Below are 19,371 nucleotides of genomic sequence, written 5' to 3' on the forward strand. Positions count from 1 at the left end.
GCGCCAGTCCAGGCGATTTCCTTACCGAGGCATGCATGAGCACACCTGATAGTCCGCAGCAGTCCAAGCCGTTCGACAGCGAGCCCTTGTCGTGGGTGATGGTGGAAATCCGCGAAGCGCTGGGCCGCTCGAAAACGGCGCTGTTCGAAGCCGGTGGCCGTCAGCGCGAGGAGCGCGCCACGGCCCTGCAGCATGCGCGCTCGCACCTGCACCAGGCGCATGGCGCGCTGGTGATGGTGGACGTGGCCGGCGCCAGCCTGCTGACGGATGGCGCGGAACAGGCACTGGCGCGCTTTCGCGACGGCAGCCTGGAATATACGCTCGACCATGCGCAGGTCGTCGCCGGGCTGTATCAGGCCCTGACCGAATACCTGGAAGACCTGGTGGCCGGCACGCCGCCGCAGCCGACGCGTTTATTCCCCTACTACCGCGACCTGCAAACCATGCTGGGCGCCGAGCGCATCCACCCGGCCGACCTGTTTTTTCCGCCTGCATCGATGCTGGAAGGGCATGCCATCGCGCTGGCGCAATCGCCGCCGGTGGCCGATTATCCGGCCTGGCGCGGGCGCTTTGAAAAGTCTTTGCTGCCCTTTCTGAAAGCGCAGGATGAGGCGGCGCGGCGCCAGCACGCCAGCGACTTGCACGCCACCTTGACCCTGGTGGCCGACGCGCAGCAGGCAGCGCCGGCGCGTACCTTCTGGTTCGCCATGCAGGCGTTTGCGGGACTGGCGGCCAGCGGAGAGGGCATGGGCACGCTCAACGTCAAACAGTTGTTCGGCCTGATCAATCTGCAATTGCGCCGCCTGGCGCAGGGCACGGCCAGCCTGCCCGAAGCGATGCTGCGCGACGCCCTGTACTTCATTGCCGCCGCCGCCGAGCCCACATCTGAGGCACGCCAGCTGCGTGCCGCCTTCGCGCTGGAGGGCATGGTTCCCGCCGACGTGGAAGCGCGGCGTTACGGCCAGGTCGACCAGGAAGCCTTGCACGGTGCACGCGCGGCCCTGGCGCAGGCGCGCGCGAGCTGGAGCCGTCTGGCGCAAGCCGATCTCGATCCGGCACTGAGCACGGACTTTGACGAGTCGCTGCAAGAGGTGGCAGTGCATGTGGAGACCTTGAAGCAGCCAGCTCTGGCCAGCCTGCTGCGCGAATGCGCGGCCGTGGCGCGGCTCGCCGTGGCCAGCGGGCGCAGTGCGGCGCTGGAGAATGAAATCGGCATGGCGCTGCTGTTTGCCGACACGGGACTGGAGCAGGTGCGCCGCCTGCCCGACGATTTTGCCGGCAATGCGGAAACCATCGCCGCGCGCCTGCAGGCGCTGCTCGCTGGCGAAGCGCCGCCGCCCGTCACGGCGGGCGAGCTGTCGCGCCAGATCGAGCAGGGCCAGACCGTCGCCGCGCTGGCCGAGGACATGAAGACGGGCTTGCGCCAGGTGGAAAAGGTGCTCAACGCGTATTACGCGGATGCCTCGCGCGGCGCGGTGGGGGCCCTCGATGGCGTTGCCCACGTGCTGGAACAGTTGCAGCAGCAGCTGGCCGGGCTGGGACAGGAAGACGCGCGCGCCGCCGTGCTGCAGGTCGATGCGGCCGTGCGGCAGCTGGCCGCTGGCGACACCAACGCGGACGCCAAGGCAGACGCGCACGCCGGGGCGCTCGACGAGATCGCGCAAAATGTCAGCGCGCTGGGATTTTTTGCCGATATGCTGGGCCGCAACGCGCAAGCGGCCAGCGGACGTTTCCATTTCGATGCCGCCGCCGGCACCTTCCGCGCGCTGCCATTTGAAAAAGTCGCCGCCGCCGGCGCCGTGCCGGTGCCCTTGCTCGACCAGGCCCTGGCGCCCGCTGCGCCTGCCGGCATGGATGCCGCACCGGCAGTGACCGATGTCGACGCGGAGATGCTCGATATCTTCATTGCCGAAGCGCGCGAAGTGCTGGCCTTTATCGATGCCACGCTGGCCCTGCCGCGCGAGCAGGCCGCCAGCGGCGACCACCTGGCCATGCTGCGCCGCTGGTTCCATACCTTGAAAGGCAGCAGCCGCATGATCGGCCTGGCGCAGTTTGCCGAGGCGGCCGACGCCATCGAACGTGTCATGAATACCTGGCTGGCCGAAGCGCGCCCTGTCAGCGATGATCTGTTTACCCTGCTCAATTACGGCTGGTACCAGCTCAGCGAATGGGTAGCCGAACTGGAAGGCGGCGCAGGGCGCGAGCGCGAGGCTGGCATGCTGCTGGCGGCGGCCGAGCGCGTGCGCGAAGGCGGTCCGTTCGAATTGCGCAAGCCTCGCCCGGCATCGGCCGCACCGGTGGCTGGCAACGGCAATGTGATCGGCTTTCCGTCGGCCACGGCGCCCGCTGCCCACGAAGCGCCTGACGATAACCTCAAGCACGTCGGCGACCTGCGCGTCAGCCTGCCCTTGTACAATATCTACCTGGCCGAGACGGATGAATTGCTGCGCGTGCTGACGCGCGACTTCGGCGAATGGCGCCATGAACAGCGTGCGGTCAGCGCGGAGGCGCTGCAAGCCGTGCATACCCTGGCGGGAACGTCGGGCACGGTGGGTTTCCAGTCCCTGCGCGACCTGGCGCATGCGCTCGAAACGGTGATCGAAACGGTGGTGCCGCCGCTGGCCGGCCTGCGCGCCGAACAGCACGACGTGCTGGAGCAAGCCACGCAGCGCATCGGGCAAATGCTGCAGGCGTTTGCGCTGGGCGACCTGGCGCCAACGCAGCCGGACATGATCGAAGCGCTCAACACCCTGTGGCGCGCCCTGACGGCGCCGCCCGGAGCGAGTCAGGAAGAGCGGCTCGACGCCCTGTTTGCGGCCGCCTACGCCAGCATCGTCGGCGCGCCGGCGCAAGCTGACGAGCCACTCGCCGAAGTCCCGCTGCCGCAGCTCGAGACCTTGTTCGAGGCGGCGTATGCGAGCATCGTCGCCGATGCGCTGCAGCCCGCTGCGGCTGAAGTGCCGGCGCCCATGCAGGACAGCGGTGCCAGCGACGACCTGTTCGACGCCGGTTTCGAGCACGCACCGCCGCTGGAACACGCGGCGCCGGAAGCGCCGGTGTCCGCCATCATGCCGGCCGATGCGGCTGCGCTGCTGGCGGCCAGCGCCGGCATCAGCGATGAACTCGACCTCGATTTATTGTCCGTCTTCCTGGAAGAGGGCGCCGACCTGCTGCCGCAGATCGGCGAGGCGCTGCGCAGCTGGCAGCAACAGCCGCACGACAGCGGCCAGGCGCAGATGCTGCTGCGCACCCTGCATACGGTCAAGGGCAGCGCACGCATGGCCGGCGCCATGCGCCTGGGCCAGCATGCGCATGAAATCGAGACGCATATCGAAAACATGCTGCACGCTGGCACCGCCACGCCGCAAGCCTTCGAGGAATTGCTGGCCCATTACGACCATGCGCTGCACCTGTTCGAACAGCTGCAGCAACCGTTGCTGCCCTTGCCGGGCATGGAAGATACGCCGGCCGCCGAACCGAAGGCGGCGCTGGTGCGCGTGCGCGCCGACATCCTCGACCGCCTGGTGAACCAGGCCGGCGAAGTGTCGATCACGCGCTCCAAAATGGAAAATGAAGTCGGCGTGCTGGGCGCTTCGCTATCCGAGTTTTCCGACAACCTGGCGCGCTTGCGGCGCCAGCTGCGCGAAGTGGAAATGCAGGCTGAATCGCAGATCGCCTCGCGCATGGCCGTCGGCAGCGAGCGCGAATTCGACCCGCTCGAATTCGATCGCTTTACGCGCCTGCAGGAACTCACGCGCATGATGGCCGAAAGCGTCAACGACGTGGCCTCGTTCCATGAAAACCTCAGCCTCAGTGTCGACGCGGTGACGGACGACCTGATACTGCAGGCGCGCCTGACGCGCGAGCTGCAGCGCGACCTGATGCAGATCCGCATGGTGCCGTTTGCCAGCATCGCCGAACGGCTGTTCCGCGTGGCGCGGCAAAGCGCCAAGGAAGTCGACAAGCGCGTCAACCTCGATATCCGCGGCGGCGGCGTGGAAATCGACCGCAGCGTGCTCGAACGCATGGCGGCACCGTTTGAGCACCTGCTGCGCAACGCCATCGTGCACGGCGTCGAGCCGCGCGAGGCGCGCCTGGCAGCAGGCAAGAGCGAGACGGGCGAGCTGCTGGTACAGGTCAGCCAGCAGGGCAATGAAGTGGCAATCGCCTTTTCCGACGACGGCGCGGGGCTGGATCTGGAACGCATCCGCGCCAAGGCGCACGGCGCAGGCCTGGTGGCGACGTATGCGCCTTTGACCGACGCGCAGGCCGCCGAACTGATTTTCACGCCCGGTTTTTCTACCGCCGACAGCCTGACGGAACTGGCAGGACGCGGTTTTGGCATGGACATCGTGCGCTCCGAAGCGCTGGCCCTGGGCGGACGTGTGGAAACGCTGACGCAGGCGGGCCTGGGCATGCGCTTCACCATCCACTTGCCGCTGACCCTGGCCGTCACGCAAGTAGTGCTGCTGGCGGCCAACGGCAAGACGTATGCCTTGCCATCGGTGCTGGTGGAGCAGGTGCTGCACCTGAAAGGCGAGCAGCTGCAGCAGGTGCGGGCGGCCGGGCGCATCGAGTCGCACGGGCAGTCGCTGGCGCTGCACCACCTGTCGGCCATGCTGGGCGAGACGCCGGCGGCGCAGGCCACGCAGCGCCATGCGCCCGTGCTGCTGCTGAGGAATGGCAATGACAGGCTGGCGCTGCAGGTCGATGACGTGGTGGGCAACCGCGAAGTCGTGGTCAAGCATGTGGGCCCGCAACTGGCGCGCATGCCGGGCATCGCTGGCGCCACGGTGCTGGGCACGGGCGACATCGTGCTGATCCTCAATCCGGTGGCGCTGGCGCAGCACCTCGAGCATCACCCGGAGCTGCTGTCGCAATACGCGCTGGCCAGCAGCGAACAGCATGCCGCTTCCAGCGCACTGGCCGTGCCAGCCGTGCGCGTGATGGTGGTCGACGATTCGCTGACGGTGCGCCGCGTGATGCAGCGTTTGTTCGAGCGCGAAGGCTATCAGGTGCTGCTGGCCAAGGATGGTCTCGATGCGCTGGAGCAGCTGCATGCGCTGGAACCGGCCGCCATGCCGGCCCTGCTGCTGGTCGACGTGGAAATGCCGCGCATGGACGGTTTCGACCTGACGCGCAATGTGCGCAGCGACGACAAGACACGTGCCATCCCCGTCATCATGGTCACCTCGCGCAGCGCCGACAAGCACCGCGCGCACGCGTTCGAGCTGGGCGTGAATGCGTATTTTGGCAAGCCGTTCCAGGAAGAGGAATTGCTGGCGGAGGTGGGGCGCTTGCTTGCCGACGGCGTGGCGTAACCCGGCGCCACCACCGGCCAAAACAACAATATCGTCGGATTACGCGAGGCCTTGCCCCGCTAATCCGACCTACGCCACCACTTTCACCACCGCATAGCGCTCCAGGGTTTCCTTGCGCGCCGCTATTGCTGGCGGAAGTGGGGCGTTTGCTGGGCGGTGACGTGGCGTAGGTCGGGTTAGCGCACAGCGCGTAACCCGACACCACCACCGGCCAAAGCAACAATATCGTCGGATTACGCGAGGCCTTGCCCCGCTAATCCGACCTACGCCACCACCTTCACCACGGCATAGCGCTCCAGCGTCTCCTTGCGCGCCGCATCGTGCTGCACCAGCGGCTCCGGATAATCGCGTCCCAGCACGATGTTTTTTTGCTCGAGCAGCATGCGCGGCACCAGCCAGGGCGCGTGGATTTCCTTGTCGCCCAGCGCCTTCAGCTGCGGCAGGTAGCGGCGGATGAAGCGTCCGTTCGCATCGAATTTTTCCGACTGCGTGATGGGGTTGAAAATGCGGAAGTAGGGTTGCGCATCGCAGCCGGACGACGACGCCCATTGCCAGCCGCCGTTGTTCGACGCCAGGTCGAAGTCATTCAGGTGCAGCGCGAAATACGCTTCGCCGCGGCGCCAGTCGATGCCCAGATCCTTGATCAGAAAGCAGGCCGTGACCATGCGCAGCCGGTTGTGCATATAGCCCGTCTGGTTCAGCTGTGCCATGGCCGCGTCCACCAGCGGATAGCCGGTGCGTCCCTCGCACCAGGCGGCAAAGGCGGCATCGGCCTCGGGTCCTGTTTCCCAGGCGATGGCGTCGTAGGCCGGCTTGAAGGCGCCGCCTTCCACATGCGGGTTCTGGTACAAAATCATGGCGTAGAAATCGCGCCAGATCAGTTCGGCCAGCCATACGGGCGCGCCGTCGCCGCCACCGCCCCGGTCCATCAGGTCGACGATGGTGCGTACCAGGTAGCGCAGCGACACGGTACCGAAGCGCAGATGCATGGACAAATACGACGGCCCCTTCAGGGCAGGAAAATCGCGCGCCACGTCATAGCGGGCCAGGCGCGGCAGGAAATCCTCGAACAGCGTGCTGGCGCCCGACATGCCGGTGGGAATGGCAAGTTCGGCCAGGTTGCTGGCCTCGAAACCCAGCTCGCCCAAGGTCGGCAGCGGGGCCGGCGTGCTGGCGCGCGGCGGCGCCAGGCTGGCCGCATGCGGTTCGATATCGAGCGGCGCCAGGCAGCCCGGTTCGGCGCGCATTTTCTTCAGCCAGGCATTCTTGTACGGCGTGTAGACCGTGTACGGCCTGGCCGAAAGCGTCAGCACTTCGTCCTTTTCAAAGATCACCTGGTCCTTGAAACTGAACCACAGGCGCGTCGCGTGCGTGAGCGCGGCCGCTACCTTGCGGTCGCGGGCGGTCGCTTGCGGCTCGTAGTCGTGGTTGGCAAACACGGCGTCGGCGTTCAGCTCGGCGGCCAGGCGCGGGATGGCTTCGGCGGCGTCCGCGTGCAGCACGATCAGGTCGCCACCCAGCTGGCGCAGCTCGCCGGCCAGTTCGGCCACGCTGGCATGGATGAAATCGACCCGCCGGTCGCGGCGCGGCAGCGCGGCCAGGATGGCGGTGTCGTAGACGAAGACACAATGCACGGCCTGGCTCTGGCGCAGGGCGTGATGCAACGCAGCATGGTCAAATGCGCGCAGATCGCGCCGGAACCACACCAGGGAAGTCTTGATTGTCATTATTTTGCGTGTTCAGGGTCAAAGATAGGCCATTTTTTGCCGCCAACAGGGCTTTATGGCCGCGCGCGTCGTGCCTTTGGCGTCGCTGCGGCGGCAATTCAGTGTAAACTAGCAGGTATGTTCGTGGTGGTTTATATGCGACAGCGATTGTGCCAGTTGCAAAGCGTGCATGGCGCAGTCGCAAGGCCAGGCGAATTGATAATTAATTTACAATAAATTTACAACATAACAAGAATAGCGCCTGGCATCACGGTGCGTGCCGCCCAGCATTCGCGGCAGCTTGCGCCAGGCGTACGATAGCGGGGTAAGCGAGACTTGCCAGCAAGCCCACAGAGAGAGCATCGCGTATGAAAAAGAGTAAAATCGACCAGACTCTACCAGGACATCGTTTGATGCAGGGTGTGGGAGAGCCGGCCGCGACCGGTTCCTCCACCTTGAATCTGGCCAACCATTTCCTGATCGCGATGCCGGCCATGCAAGATCCGGTCTTCGGCGGCACGGTCGTGTACGTCTGCGAGCACAATGAGAACGGCGTGCTGGGCGTCGTCATCAACAAACCCACCGACATGACCATGGAAGTGCTGTTCGATCGCATCGACCTGAAACTGGCGGCCGGCAGCGACACGCCCATCATCAACGAACCGATCATGTTCGGCGGCCCCGTGCAGGACGACCGCGGCTTCGTGCTGCATACGCCGGGCGCGCACTATTCCTCGTCGCTGACGGTGACCGATGAAATCGCGTTTACCACCTCGATAGACGTGCTCGAAGCCGTCGCCAAGGGCGATGGTCCCGAGCGCATGCTGGTGTCGATCGGCTATTCGGGCTGGAGCCCGGGTCAGCTGGAAGACGAGATCGGCCGCAACGGCTGGCTGACGGTGGGTGCCTCGGCCGACATCCTGTTCGACTTCCCCATCGAGCAGCGTTACGTGGCGGCCATCAAATTGCTCGGTATCGACCCTCTCATGCTGGCGAGTGAGGCTGGCCACGCATGAGCGGTGACGCCATCGACACCATCCTCGCCTTCGATTTCGGCTTGAAACGCATCGGCGTGGCCATCGGCAATAGCATGATTTGCCAGGCCAAGCCGCTCAGCGTGATCACGGCCACGGCGAACGAGCCGAAGTTTGCCGCCATCGATAGCCTGATCAAGGAGTGGGGCGCGAGCCGCATCGTGGTGGGCTTGCCCAGCCATCCGGATGGCACCGAACACGAGATGAGCGCGCGTTGCCGCCGTTTCGCCAACCAGGTGCATGGCCGCTTCAACCTGCCGGTGGAACTGGTCGACGAACGTTATTCCTCGGCCGTCATCGCTGCCAAACGCGGCGAAGTCATCGATGACCGCGCCGCCGCCATCATCCTGCAACAGTATTTCGACGCGAATTATTAATCTGACCTTAGACTCCCTCCCTGAATGATTAAGAACTCTATGCCGCATCCTACGAATCCTTCCCAACTCGACGCCGAGGCCCTGTACGCGGTCTTGCTGCAGCAGGTGCAGAGCGGCCTGGCGGGCATCCCCAACGTGGCCATCGTCGGCATCCATTCGGGCGGCGCCTGGCTGGCCGAACGCCTGGCGCGCGACCTGAACCTGCTCGATCGCCTGGGCGTGCTCGACGTGTCGTTCTATCGCGACGACTTCGCCCAGAAAGGCCTGCATGCCGACGTCAAGCCGACGCAGATCGCCTTCGACGTGGCCGGCGCCACCATCCTGCTGGTCGACGACGTGCTGTACACGGGCCGCACCACGCGCGCGGCCATCAATGAATTGTTCGACTATGGCCGTCCGGCCAAGATCATGCTGGCCGCCCTGGTCGACCGCGGCGAGCGCCAGCTGCCGGTGGCCGCCGATTTCGTGGCGGCCTTCACTGCCGTGCCGGCGGGCCAGGCCCTGGTCCTGAAGCAAGCCGACGATGGAAAATTCACGCTCACCCTAGATACCCACCATGCTTAATCCGCAACTGAATAAACACGGCGAACTGCAACATCTGCTGACGATTGAAGGCCTGCCGAAGTCTATCGTCAACCACATCCTCGATACCGCTTCCTCGTTCGTCGGCATTTCTGACCGCGATGTGAAAAAGGTGCCGCTGATGCGCGGCAAGAGCGTTTTCAATCTGTTCTTTGAAAACTCCACGCGCACCCGCACCACCTTCGAGATCGCCTCGAAGCGCCTGTCGGCCGATGTCATCAACCTCAATATCCAGGCCTCGTCGGCCAGCAAGGGCGAGTCCCTGCTCGACACCATCGACAACCTGTCGGCCATGCATGCCGACATGTTCGTCGTGCGCCACGCGCAGTCGGGCGCGCCCTACCTGATCGCCAAGCACCTGATCGACACCAAGCAGCCGCACGTCCACGTCGTCAACGCGGGCGACGGACGCCACGCGCACCCGACCCAGGGCTTGCTCGACATGTACACGATCCGCCACTACAAGAAGGATTTCACCAACCTGACGGTGGCCATCGTGGGCGACATCCTGCACAGCCGCGTGGCGCGTTCCGACATCCACGCGCTGACCACCCTGGGCGTGCCGGAAGTGCGCGCCATCGGCCCGCACACTTTGCTGCCGGGCGGCCTGGAGCAAATGGGCGTGCGCACCTTCACCAACATGGATGAAGGCCTCAAGGGCGTGGACGTGATCATCATGCTGCGCCTGCAGAATGAACGCATGAGCGGCGCGTTGCTGCCCTCGGCGCAGGAATATTTCAAGAGCTACGGCCTGACGCCCGAGCGCCTGGCGCTGGCGAAACCGGACGCCATCGTCATGCATCCGGGCCCGATGAACCGTGGCGTGGAAATCGATTCGGCCGTGGCCGACGGTCCGCAGGCGGTGATCCTGCCGCAGGTGACGTTCGGTATCGCCGTGCGCATGGCGGTGATGAGTATTTTGGCTGGTAATCAGGGCTGATAGCCCAAGGACGAGTAAGCGAGCATGACGACACTACATATCAAGAACGGCCACCTGATCGACCCTGCCAACGGCATCGATGGCTTGCAAGACCTGTTTATCGCCGATGGCAAAGTGCTGGCCGTGGGCAGCGCCCCGGCCGGTTTCAAGGCCGATACCACCTTTGACGCGGCCGGCCTGGTGGTGTCCCCCGGCCTGGTCGACCTGTCCGCGCGCCTGCGCGAGCCGGGCTACGAATACAAGGCGACGCTGGAATCGGAATTGCAGGCGGCGCTGCAAGGTGGCGTCACGAGCCTGGTGTGCCCGCCCGACACCGATCCGGTGTTAGATGAGCCGGGCCTGGTGGAGATGCTGAAATACCGCGCCAAGACGCAGAACAAGGCCCACGTGCACCCGCTGGGTGCGCTGACCATGGGCTTGAAAGGTAAGTCGCTGACGGAAATGGCGGAACTGACGGAAGCGGGCTGCATCGGCTTCGCGCAGGCGGAGGAGCCGATCGAAGACACCACCGTGCTGCTGCGCGCGATGCAGTACGCGAATACCTTCGGCTACACGGTCTGGCTGCGCCCGCAGGATCCGCATATCGGTCGCGGCGGCATCGCCCACAGCGGTCCGCTGGCCTCGCGCCTGGGTCTGTCGGGCGTACCCGTGATGTCCGAAACCATCGCCCTGCACACGATCTTTGAATTGATGCGCGCCAGCCGCGCGCGCGTGCACCTGTGCCGTATCTCGTCGGCGGCGGGCCTGGAACTGATCCGCGCCGCCAAGGCCGAAGGCTTGCCCGTCACCTGCGACGTGGGCGTGCACCACGTGCATCTGACGGATGCCGACATCGGCTTTTTCGATTCGAACGCGCGCGTCACGCCGCCGTTCCGCAGCCAGCGCGACCGCGATGCGATCCGCGCCGGTCTGCTCGATGGCACGGTGGACGCAATGTGCTCGGACCACACGCCCGTCGACGACGATGAAAAGCTGCTGCCGTTCGGCGAAGCGTCGCCCGGTGCCACGGGCCTGGAACTGCTGCTGTCGCTGGCCCTGAAATGGGCCGACGACTATGCCTTGAACCAGCCGCAAGCGGGCGCGCGTCCGCTGGCGCGCGCCGTGGCCAAGGTCACGTCCGATGCGGCCCGTGTCGCCGGTATTCCGGCCGGCAGCCTGGCCGTGGGCGAAGCGGCCGACATCTGCGTCTTCGATCCCGCCGCGCGCTGGACCGTGTCGTCGGCGTCGCTGGCCAGCCAGGGCAAGCACACGCCTTTCCTCGGCTATGAGCTGAGCGGCATCGTCAAGGCGACCATCGTGGCCGGACGGGTGGCGTTTCAGCGTTAATTATTTGTATCGGAGCCGTAGGTCGGATTAGCGGTACGCGTAATCCGACAAGTCCATGGCGGCTCCTGTCGGCTTACGCAGCGCCTTACCGGCGCAGCTAAGCCGACCTACGCGGCTGCATGGATTTGCTTCCAACCTTGGTGTCATTTGAAACTTCTGCTTACCTACCGCCTCGCGCGTATCGCCATTCACCTGGGCTGCGGCATGGCCAAGAGCGCCGTGCTGTTCCCCTGGCTGGACCTGGAGGGGCGCAACCGGCGCATCCGCCGCTGGTCGACGCAGTTGCTCGACATCTGCGGCGTGCACGTGGCGCAGCCGGCCGACAGCGTGCCGGCACTCGAGCATGCGATGGTGGTGGCGAACCACGTTTCGTGGCTCGACATCTTCGTCATCAATGCCGTCCATCCCTGCCGTTTCGTCGCCAAGGCGGAAATCCGCGCCTGGCCTATCCTCGGCTGGCTGGCGGGTCGCGCCGGCACCATCTTCATTTCGCGCGGCAGCAAGCGTGACCTGCGCCTGATCTTCCAGGGCCTGGTGGATAAATTGACGGCGGGCGAGCGCATTGCGTTCTTCCCCGAGGGTACCACCGCTGCGCAAGGGCAGATTTTGCCGTTTCACGCCAACCTGTTCGAGGCGGCCATCGACGCGCAAGTGCCGGTGCAGCCGTTCGCGCTCGTGTATGTGGATGACAAGGGGGCCTTGCATCACGCCGTCGACTTCATCGGCGACATGAGCTTTGCGCAAAGCATGGTGGCGATCCTGAGCGGGCCGCCCATCACGGCGCGCCTGACCTGCCTGGCGCCGGAAGCCACGGCTGGCGCGCACCGGCGTGAACTGGCGGCGGCAACGCAGGCGGCGGTGGCCGCCGCGCTGCCGCTGGAACAGCTTAGTTCTTGACGTGCAGCCAGCGCGCATGCGCGGCGCGGGCCAGGTAGTCAAGCATAAACCCTAGAATCCCGATCAGCACGATGGCGGCCATCAGCTCCGAATACGCGAGGCGGTCGCGCGTGTCGAGGATGAAGTAGCCAAGGCCGGCCGACACGCCCAGCATTTCCGCTGGCACCAGCACGATCCAGATGATGCCGATGGCCAGGCGCACGCCCGTCAGAATATCGGCCGTAATGCCCGGCAAAATCACCTTGAAGACGATCTCGCTGCGCGTGGCCGACAGGCTGCGCGCCAGCAGCAGCCAGTTCGGATCGAGCCGCGCCACGCCGGCCGCCGTATTGAGCAGGATCGGCCAGACGGCCGCAAACGCCAGCAGGAAGTACACGGGCGCGTCGCCCACCCCCAGCACCATCACGGCAATCGGCATCCACGACAACGGCGAAATCATGCGCAGCAGCTGGAACAGCGGCATGGCCGCGCCGGAAAAGCTTTTCGACATGGCCACCAGCACGCCCAGCGGCACGCCGATGATGATCGCCAGCCCCAGGCCGACAGCCACCCTTTGCAGGCTCAGTACCACGTGCAGCCAGATATCCGAGCCGCCCAGCATTTCCCGGAACGCCAGCGCCGTTGGCAAGGGCGCGAAGGCGGTGGCGATGGGCGTGGATTTCTCCAGCGCCGTCACGCCCATGGACCACAACAGCACGGCACAGGCCAATCCCACCAGGGGCAGGCCGAACTTCGTCAACAACTTCTGTGCCATCGTCAGACCGCCACGGTTTCGCTGCGCAGCAGGTTGGCCGGCAAGCCGAAGGCGGCGGGGCCACCGACTGCGGTGATTGCCTTGCGCACGAAGCGGTCATCGACCAGGTCGCGTGCGGCGAATTTCGGATCGAGATTGGCCAGGAAGCGCGTATCGCCTTCGACCTTGGTGCGGCCGATGGCGCGCACCAGTTCTTCCGTGTACGAGGCGAACGGATACGGCTGGAAGTCGATGCGGCGCTGCTGCCAGTTCTTGTGCACGATCAGGCCCTGTTTTTCGTAGCTCGCGTAATCGGTGGTGGCCAGCACCTTGGTCAGCACCTGCAGCGGATGCGGCGTGTAGCGGTGCTCGCCCACGTTCGACAGCAGCTTGGCCGTGTCGACCTGGTTCGAGCGCGTCCACAGCTGCGCCTTGACGATGGCGTTGGTGACCTTCTGCGCCCATTCGGGACGCGTGTTGATGTCGCGCTCGGACAGGAAGGTGACGCAGCACGCATGGTTTTTCCACACGTCGCCTGAGAAGCGCAGGATCTTGCCGATGCCGGCGTTTTCCGCCGCCGCATTGAACGGCTCGGCCACGATGTAGCCGGCAATCGACTTGCTGGCCAGGGCCGAGACCATTTCAGCCGGCGCCAGCACGATCAGGTTCACTTCATTCGATTTAATGGTGGCGTTGCGCGCGCGCGTGACCGGGGTCAGGCCATTCGAGGACAGGATTTGCTGCAGCAGGATGTTGTGGATCGAGTACCAGAACGGGATGGCGACCGTGCGCCCGCCCAGCTCGGAGACCTTGTTGATCTCGTTGGCCACCGTCAGCGCGGAGCCGTTGACGTGGTTCCAGGCGACGACCTTCGCCGGGAACTTGGCGCCGTAGCGCACCCACAGGGTGGCCGGCGACAGCAAATGGATGACGTTGACCTGGCCGGCGACGAAGGCTTCGATGATCTGTGCCCAGCTGCGGAACAGGCGCGGTGTTTCCGCCTGCAAGCCTTCCGCTTCGAACAGTTTGCGGGCGTGGGCGACCAGCAGCGGGGTGGCGTCGGTGATCGGCAGGTAGCCGATTTTCACGGGCTGGTCGTCGCCTTTCGGGCCTTGCTGGGCCATGGCGTCGCCGGCGAACAGCAGCGGCGAAGCGACGCTGGCCGTGGCCAGGGCCGACATGCGCAGGAAGTCGCGCCGCGTCAGGCCGCAGTCGCAATCGGACGAGGCGCAGATGTGCAGGGGTTTGTTTTGATCTTCGAATGTCATGGGAAAGTTCCGGTCGTTTAATTGGGGGCGAAGGCGGGCGTTTGATCCTGCTTTTGCAGCGCCTGCAGCGCGTCGAGGATGTCCATTTTCAGGGCGATGACGTCGGCGCTGTGGCCGATGCGCGGCTGGGCGATGGCAACGGGCCATTCGCGCACGATGTTGCCGGGTTTGCCGCCCATCAGCAAGATGCGGTCGGCCACGAGGATCGCTTCATCGATATCGTGCGTGACGAGCAGCACGGCCGTATGCCAGCGGTGTACCACGTCGACCAGCAGCGACTGCATCTCGGCGCGCGTGATGGCGTCGAGGGCGGAAAACGGCTCATCGGCGAACAGCAGTTCCGGTTCGCGCGCCAGCGCACGGGCCAGGGCCACGCGCTGCGCCATGCCGCCCGACAGCGCGGATGGATACAGCTTTTCGCGGCCTTTCAAACCCACCGCTTCGATGGCTTGCGCCACGCGCGCCTGATGCGCTTCGCGCGTGAGCTGCGGCTGGTGCTTGAAATCCAGGCCGAAGCCGGCGTTGCCAGTGACGTTCAGCCACGGCAACAGGCTCGCCTGCTGGAAGACGAGGGCGCTGCGCGGGTCCGGTTCGCGCATGGGCGCGTCGAGAAACTGGATATCTCCCGTCGATGGCGGCTGCAAGCCGGCCAGCACGCGCAGCAGGCTCGATTTGCCGCAGCCGCTGCCGCCCAGCAGACAGACGATTTCGCGCTTGCGCACGCCCAGCGAGACATGCTGGAACACGGGTGCCGTGCCCGGATAGGCGTAGCTCAGATCCTGCGCCTGCAAGGCCCAATCAGCAACGCTCATGCCGACGCTCCCGCAGCCGCCTGCTGGCTGTCGAACAGCTGTAAGGCTGCCTGCAATTGCGTCAGGCTCGGGGTGACGATGGGGATGAACGACGACTCGCGCCAGCGGCGCGCAAAGCCCTGCTGCTCCGCGTTCAGGTAGGCACGCCCGCCCATCGCCTGCAGTTCCAGCATCAGCGCCTGCTGCAGCACGTCGGCCAGCTGTATGCGCAGGCGGAACATGGCCGGCGCCTGCGTCTTGAAGCGGCCATCGTGCACGCCGGCCAGCAAGGTGTCGACAGCTGCCTCCAGGGTCGCTTGCAGCGCTTCGATGCGTGGCGTGAGCGCGTTGCGCGAGCCGGCCGAGATCTGCGCCGCCTTTGCCAGGCTGGCGCGCGCCAGGCCGATCGACAGGCCGCACTGCATGCCGAGGAACGAGGGGCGCACCTGCGGCAGCCAGGCTGGCGCGTTGTCGCTGATGATGTCCGCAGCGGGGATGTGCACCTGCGTCAGCTTGACGGAGGCCGTATTGCTGCCGCGCAGGGCGATCAGGTCCAGGTCGTCGCTGCGCTGCACGCCTGGCGTGCCGCTGTCGAAGGCGACGATGGCCGGTGGCGCACCGTCGTTGGGCGCCACGGCGGCCGCCGCGACAAAGCCCGCCTTGCGCAAGTTCGTCACCCAGGCCAGGCCGCCGTCGACCAGCAAGCCGTCATTGTGGCGCACGCCCGTGATTTGCAGCTGCTCGATGCCGGACAAGAATTTCATGGCGTTCGACAGGCCGCTGGCGCCTGCCTGCGTGCCAGCCAGCAGGCCGGGCAAGCGGCGCTCGGCCAGCGCGCGGTTCTCGCTTTGCAGCAGGAATTCGATGAAGCAGCGCTGGCCCCAGAAGACAAAGGCCGCCGTGACCGATTGCTCGGCGACGTTGGCGATGGCGTCGATGGCGTCGCGCACGTCACCGCCCGCGCCGCCGTGCTCCTGCGGCACGCCGATGGTCAGCAGCTGGTCGCCGGCCAGCGCGGGAAGTACGGTTTCTGCCAGTTCCGACGATTGGTCGAGCTGGTCGGCATGCATGTGCAGCCAGTGATGGAGGTGGCCCATGTCAGACGGCGCCAGGCAGGTAGGGCGTCAATTGCGGATTGACGGGCGTGCCGGCCAGGCTGTTGGAAAAATTGCACAGGGTGGCCAGGCTGATGCCCAGCACGACTTCCAGCGCCTGCTGCTCGTTGTAGCCGGCGGCCAGGAAGGCTTGATATTCGGCGTCGCTGACGGCGCCGCGCGTGGCGATGACGGCCGTGGCGAAGGCGGCGACGGCGTCGAGTTTGACGTCGCCCGTCTGCTGGCCGTGCTGCAGCGCGCGCACGATGTCGGGCGTCTGGCCCGCTTTTTTCAGCGAGATGGCGCTATGGCCGGCGATGCAAAAATCGCAGCCGTGGATGCGCGCGGCCGTAATTTGCACCACTTCGCGTTCCATTAACGTCAGGCTGGCGCGCGCATTGATGCCGGAGACGGTCAGGTAGGTTTCCAGCGCCAGCGGGGCATTGGCCAGCACGCCGATCAGGTTGGGCAGGAAGCCATTGTTGGCGATGGCCTTTTCCACGAAGGGGCGGCTATCGGCCGGGGCGGTATCGAGAGTGTGCAGCGTCAGACGGGACATGGGGTACCTTGCTAAGTTGGTAAGTCACCCGGGCATTATATCGGCCATATCGCGCACGCAACAGACGTCAGCGTCGTCCTTTTGTGCTCGTTCGTCTGCGATTGTGTGATCCTTGATTCCGGCAGGCTCTTAGCTGGCCAGCTGGCGCAATCGCTGGTCGCGCCGGTAGGCACCCGGTTGCTCGCCCGTGACCCGCTTGAAGGCGCGCGTAAAGGCGGCGTGCGAGCGGTAACCCACCAGTTCGGCCGCGCGTTCGACGGAGACGCCGTCGTGCAGCCGGCGTGCCGCGATCTTCATGCGCAGCAGGAGCAGGAATTGGGCCGGCGAATGGCCGCTGGCGCTGGCGAAATGCTTGCAGAAGCTGGCGCGCGACATGCACGCTGCCTTGGCCATGTTCTCGATCGACCAGTCGTCGGCGGGGGCGTCGAGCATGCGTTCGAGCAGCGGCGAAAATGCGGGCTGGTGCAGCAGCGACAGCAGGCCGGCCGCCACCTGCTCGCCCTGCGCCACGTGGCGGATCAGGTAAAAGAACAGCAGTTCGACCAGGCGTGCGATGAGCGGCGACGGTTGCTCCGGATCGCCGCCCGCTTCAAGCAGAATCAGGTCGAACAGCGCGGCGGCGGCGCTGAAGGCGGGTGCGTCGCCGCGTATCAGCAGATATGGCGGGAAGGAGTCGACGATCAGCGCGGAAAGGGCGCCGCGAAATTGAAAGAAGCCGCAGGCCAGCGCCGTCGCCGGCTGCTGCGTGGGTGTTTGCAGCGGCAGCATGGCTTGCGCGCTGACTGCCTGCAGCGGATCGCTGTGCGGGCTGAGGAAATGCGGCAAGTCGCGCAGCAGGAAGACGCCGTCGCGCGGGCCGAGCGCTATCGGCGCGGCGCCATCGAGGTGCAAATAGCAGTGGCCATCGAGCACCAGGTGAAAGCTGCCCAGTTCCCGGCCCGCCGTGGAAGCGCGCCAGCGGCCGCAGTACTGGCCCACATGCAGGACGGCGGTGTCGAGTTCCAGGCTGCCGAGCAGCCAGCGCGCCAGTCTGTCGGTATCAGGATGCATGGGATGGCACAGGCAAAAGCTGCATCATACGGCGCCGGCGCGCCAGGGCCAACGACCGATTTCGATTAAGCATATGCGCGCCATGCGTAGCACTTACCGCTTGCCACTGTGCTGCTGAAAGGCGGGACAGTCGACTTGCAGCAGCGAGCGATCTTCCAGGCACACGGCCGACAGTTTCCCGCCCCAGACGCAGCCGCTATCGAGGCCGATCAGGTCGGGTCGCAACTGCAGTCCCAGCGCCGACCAGTGGCCGAAGACGACAGTGTCGCCCGCGCTGCGCCGGCCCGGCACGTCGAACCACGGCAGCAGACCGGAGCCCGGTGGCGCGCTGCCGCTCTCCTTCATCTTGAAGTCCATCACGCCGTCCGGCGTACAAAAGCGCAGCCGCGTCATGGCGTTGACGATACAGCGCAGCCGGTCGGCGCCCTGCAGATCGTCGCGCCAGGCGGCCGGCTCGTTGCCGTACATGCTGTGCAGGAACGCCACCCAGCCATCGCTGCGCAGCATGCTCGACACTTCCTCGCTCAGGGACAAAGCCTGGGTCGCGCTCCATTGCGGCAGCAAGCCCGCATGCACGAGCACATGTCCCTGGTGCTGCAAGGCGAGCGGCCGCTGGCGCAGCCAGGTGATCAACTCGTCGCGATCGGGCGCGTCGAGGATCTCGGCCAGCGTATCGGACGCATGCTCGGGCCGGATGCCGTTGGCCACGGCCAGCAAATGCAAGTCATGGTTGCCCAGGACACTGTCGGCCAGGCCTTGCTGCGCCAACGCGTAAATGTGGCGCAGGGTGGCCAGCGAGGCCGGGCCGCGGTTGATCAAGTCGCCCGCGAACAGCAGCCGGTACGGGCCATCCGCTGCCTCCTGGATCCGTTCGATCAGTTCGACGGTTTGTGCATGGCAGCCTTGCAGATCGCCGATAAAGTAAGTTTTCATAGGTACCAGGGTGAAGTGAACTACGCGCATGCATTATAAACATGGCTGCCCTTGGTCGTCGGGAGCTTTTCTGGCTGATGCCGGATTGCGCGCATGGCCGGTCGGAAGGGAAAGGCCGGACACGATTATTTTATATGGGCATTTACTTTAGCTGAATATTTCGCTGCTTTATCGCGATTATCGCGATAATCATTGCCTGGCATATTTTCTGGAATCGATGACCGTGCCATACCAGCCAGAATGTCATTTTATTCATGTTTATTCATGTTTCCGCACGTGGTTTCGACATATTCTTCATTTAATCTTAATGTTGAACCGGTAAATGAATCGCGGTCTGTCATTCAGGCAACGAGGAATTACGTTACCGTGCGCGGATTTTTATGCAATGTAGTATATTCCACGTGATTTTATTATTTAATTGAATATAAAGGATATACAGGATGGATCTGTCAATGATGACGATGCTGGAATTGCGCAAGCTGGAAGATAATGTGAAGCAGGAATTGAACAGCCGCGAGCGTGAAGATTTGAACAAGGCGCGCGAACAGATCATGGCCATCGCGCAGCAAGCGGGTATTCCGCTGAAACAGCTGATACTCGACGGCTTGCACCCGCGCACGGGCAAAGTCGCGGTACGTTATCGCCATCCTGACAATGCTACTCAACAATGGACAGGTCGTGGTCGCCAGCCGCTGTGGGTCAGGCAGTGGGTGGAATCGGGCAAGTCCATCGATCTGCTGCGCGTATAATTCGGTATACT

16 protein-coding genes are annotated in these 19,371 nt (G+C 64.9%); 8 read left to right on the plus strand and 8 right to left on the minus strand.

Annotation, left to right across the window (positions count from 1 at the left end; all coding sequences use genetic code 11):
- Nucleotides 1-35: 35 nt before the first annotated feature.
- Nucleotides 36-5,321, plus strand: a complete 5,286-nt coding sequence (locus CLU93_RS15510; RefSeq protein WP_099762172.1) for a hybrid sensor histidine kinase/response regulator — start codon at nt 36-38, stop codon at nt 5,319-5,321.
- 263 nt (nt 5,322-5,584) lie between these two features.
- Here CLU93_RS15510 and CLU93_RS15515 read toward each other — a convergent pair whose 3' ends face one another.
- Nucleotides 5,585-7,048, minus strand: coding sequence for a cryptochrome/photolyase family protein (locus CLU93_RS15515; protein ID WP_099762173.1), 1,464 nt, complete (start codon nt 7,046-7,048; stop codon nt 5,585-5,587).
- A gap of 392 nt (nt 7,049-7,440) precedes the next feature.
- Here CLU93_RS15515 and CLU93_RS15520 point away from each other — a divergent pair, with 392 nt between their 5' ends.
- The 6 genes from CLU93_RS15520 (at nt 7,441) to CLU93_RS15545 (ending at nt 12,183) form a co-directional block, all read left to right on the plus strand.
- Nucleotides 7,441-8,043, plus strand: coding sequence for a YqgE/AlgH family protein (locus CLU93_RS15520; protein ID WP_099762174.1), 603 nt, complete (start codon nt 7,441-7,443; stop codon nt 8,041-8,043).
- Nucleotides 8,040-8,438, plus strand: coding sequence for a Holliday junction resolvase RuvX (gene ruvX, locus CLU93_RS15525; RefSeq protein ID WP_232730726.1), 399 nt, complete (start codon nt 8,040-8,042; stop codon nt 8,436-8,438). The genes CLU93_RS15520 and ruvX overlap by 4 nt, the downstream gene beginning before the upstream one ends.
- Before the next feature lie 39 nt (nt 8,439-8,477).
- A complete protein-coding gene (pyrR, locus tag CLU93_RS15530; RefSeq protein WP_071075539.1) occupies nt 8,478-9,002 on the plus strand; it encodes a bifunctional pyr operon transcriptional regulator/uracil phosphoribosyltransferase PyrR in 525 nt (174 codons plus the stop codon).
- A complete protein-coding gene (locus CLU93_RS15535; RefSeq protein WP_034746695.1) occupies nt 8,995-9,960 on the plus strand; it encodes an aspartate carbamoyltransferase catalytic subunit in 966 nt (321 codons plus the stop codon). Before pyrR ends, CLU93_RS15535 begins: the two co-directional genes overlap by 8 nt.
- Nucleotides 9,961-9,984: 24 nt before the next feature.
- Nucleotides 9,985-11,286: a dihydroorotase gene (locus tag CLU93_RS15540; RefSeq protein ID WP_099762175.1), complete on the plus strand. Its 1,302-nt coding sequence runs from the start codon at nt 9,985-9,987 to the stop codon at nt 11,284-11,286.
- A gap of 147 nt (nt 11,287-11,433) precedes the next feature.
- The gene (locus CLU93_RS15545; RefSeq protein WP_099762176.1) at nt 11,434-12,183 is read left to right on the plus strand and encodes a lysophospholipid acyltransferase family protein; all 750 of its coding nucleotides are present in this window, start codon (nt 11,434-11,436) and stop codon (nt 12,181-12,183) included.
- Here the strand turns inward: CLU93_RS15545 and CLU93_RS15550 are convergent.
- From CLU93_RS15550 to CLU93_RS15580, 7 genes are all read right to left on the minus strand, one after another.
- Complete coding sequence (locus tag CLU93_RS15550) at nt 12,173-12,937, minus strand: ABC transporter permease (RefSeq protein WP_180287863.1); 765 nt, start codon at nt 12,935-12,937, stop codon at nt 12,173-12,175. The two genes, CLU93_RS15545 and CLU93_RS15550, sit on opposite strands and share 11 nt — an antisense overlap.
- A gap of 2 nt (nt 12,938-12,939) precedes the next feature.
- Nucleotides 12,940-14,184, minus strand: a complete 1,245-nt coding sequence (locus tag CLU93_RS15555; protein ID WP_099762177.1) for an ABC transporter substrate-binding protein — start codon at nt 14,182-14,184, stop codon at nt 12,940-12,942.
- A 17-nt stretch (nt 14,185-14,201) separates the two neighbouring features.
- Complete coding sequence (locus tag CLU93_RS15560; RefSeq protein ID WP_099762178.1) at nt 14,202-14,996, minus strand: ABC transporter ATP-binding protein; 795 nt, start codon at nt 14,994-14,996, stop codon at nt 14,202-14,204.
- Complete coding sequence (locus tag CLU93_RS15565) at nt 14,993-16,072, minus strand: acyl-CoA dehydrogenase family protein (RefSeq protein ID WP_099762179.1); 1,080 nt, start codon at nt 16,070-16,072, stop codon at nt 14,993-14,995. The genes CLU93_RS15560 and CLU93_RS15565 overlap by 4 nt, the downstream gene beginning before the upstream one ends.
- A 1-nt stretch (nt 16,073) precedes the next feature.
- Nucleotides 16,074-16,628, minus strand: coding sequence for a carboxymuconolactone decarboxylase family protein (locus tag CLU93_RS15570; protein ID WP_099762180.1), 555 nt, complete (start codon nt 16,626-16,628; stop codon nt 16,074-16,076).
- Nucleotides 16,629-16,757: 129 nt separating this feature from the next.
- Complete coding sequence (locus CLU93_RS15575; protein ID WP_099762181.1) at nt 16,758-17,678, minus strand: AraC family transcriptional regulator; 921 nt, start codon at nt 17,676-17,678, stop codon at nt 16,758-16,760.
- A gap of 93 nt (nt 17,679-17,771) precedes the next feature.
- The gene (locus tag CLU93_RS15580) at nt 17,772-18,611 is read right to left on the minus strand and encodes a symmetrical bis(5'-nucleosyl)-tetraphosphatase (protein ID WP_099762182.1); all 840 of its coding nucleotides are present in this window, start codon (nt 18,609-18,611) and stop codon (nt 17,772-17,774) included.
- A 440-nt stretch (nt 18,612-19,051) separates the two neighbouring features.
- Here CLU93_RS15580 and CLU93_RS15585 point away from each other — a divergent pair, with 440 nt between their 5' ends.
- Nucleotides 19,052-19,360, plus strand: coding sequence for an H-NS histone family protein (locus CLU93_RS15585; protein WP_099762183.1), 309 nt, complete (start codon nt 19,052-19,054; stop codon nt 19,358-19,360).
- Nucleotides 19,361-19,371 lie beyond the last annotated feature (11 nt).

The sequence above is a fragment of the Janthinobacterium sp. 35 genome, assembly GCF_002754575.1.
In the GTDB taxonomy this organism is placed as follows: domain Bacteria; phylum Pseudomonadota; class Gammaproteobacteria; order Burkholderiales; family Burkholderiaceae_D; genus Janthinobacterium; species Janthinobacterium tructae.

Coding starts and splice junctions, on each gene's coding strand:
- CLU93_RS15510 (WP_099762172.1), top strand. CDS start 36: ATGAGCACACCTGATAGTCCGCAGCAGTCCAAGCCGTTCGACAGCGAG.
- CLU93_RS15515 (WP_099762173.1), bottom strand. CDS start 7,048: ATGACAATCAAGACTTCCCTGGTGTGGTTCCGGCGCGATCTGCGCGCA.
- CLU93_RS15520 (WP_099762174.1), top strand. CDS start 7,441: ATGCAGGGTGTGGGAGAGCCGGCCGCGACCGGTTCCTCCACCTTGAAT.
- ruvX (WP_232730726.1), top strand. CDS start 8,040: ATGAGCGGTGACGCCATCGACACCATCCTCGCCTTCGATTTCGGCTTG.
- pyrR (WP_071075539.1), top strand. CDS start 8,478: ATGCCGCATCCTACGAATCCTTCCCAACTCGACGCCGAGGCCCTGTAC.
- CLU93_RS15535 (WP_034746695.1), top strand. CDS start 8,995: ATGCTTAATCCGCAACTGAATAAACACGGCGAACTGCAACATCTGCTG.
- CLU93_RS15540 (WP_099762175.1), top strand. CDS start 9,985: ATGACGACACTACATATCAAGAACGGCCACCTGATCGACCCTGCCAAC.
- CLU93_RS15550 (WP_180287863.1), bottom strand. CDS start 12,937: ATGGCACAGAAGTTGTTGACGAAGTTCGGCCTGCCCCTGGTGGGATTG.
- CLU93_RS15555 (WP_099762177.1), bottom strand. CDS start 14,184: ATGACATTCGAAGATCAAAACAAACCCCTGCACATCTGCGCCTCGTCC.
- CLU93_RS15560 (WP_099762178.1), bottom strand. CDS start 14,996: ATGAGCGTTGCTGATTGGGCCTTGCAGGCGCAGGATCTGAGCTACGCC.
- CLU93_RS15565 (WP_099762179.1), bottom strand. CDS start 16,072: ATGGGCCACCTCCATCACTGGCTGCACATGCATGCCGACCAGCTCGAC.
- CLU93_RS15570 (WP_099762180.1), bottom strand. CDS start 16,628: ATGTCCCGTCTGACGCTGCACACTCTCGATACCGCCCCGGCCGATAGC.
- CLU93_RS15575 (WP_099762181.1), bottom strand. CDS start 17,678: ATGCATCCTGATACCGACAGACTGGCGCGCTGGCTGCTCGGCAGCCTG.
- CLU93_RS15580 (WP_099762182.1), bottom strand. CDS start 18,611: ATGAAAACTTACTTTATCGGCGATCTGCAAGGCTGCCATGCACAAACC.
- CLU93_RS15585 (WP_099762183.1), top strand. CDS start 19,052: ATGGATCTGTCAATGATGACGATGCTGGAATTGCGCAAGCTGGAAGAT.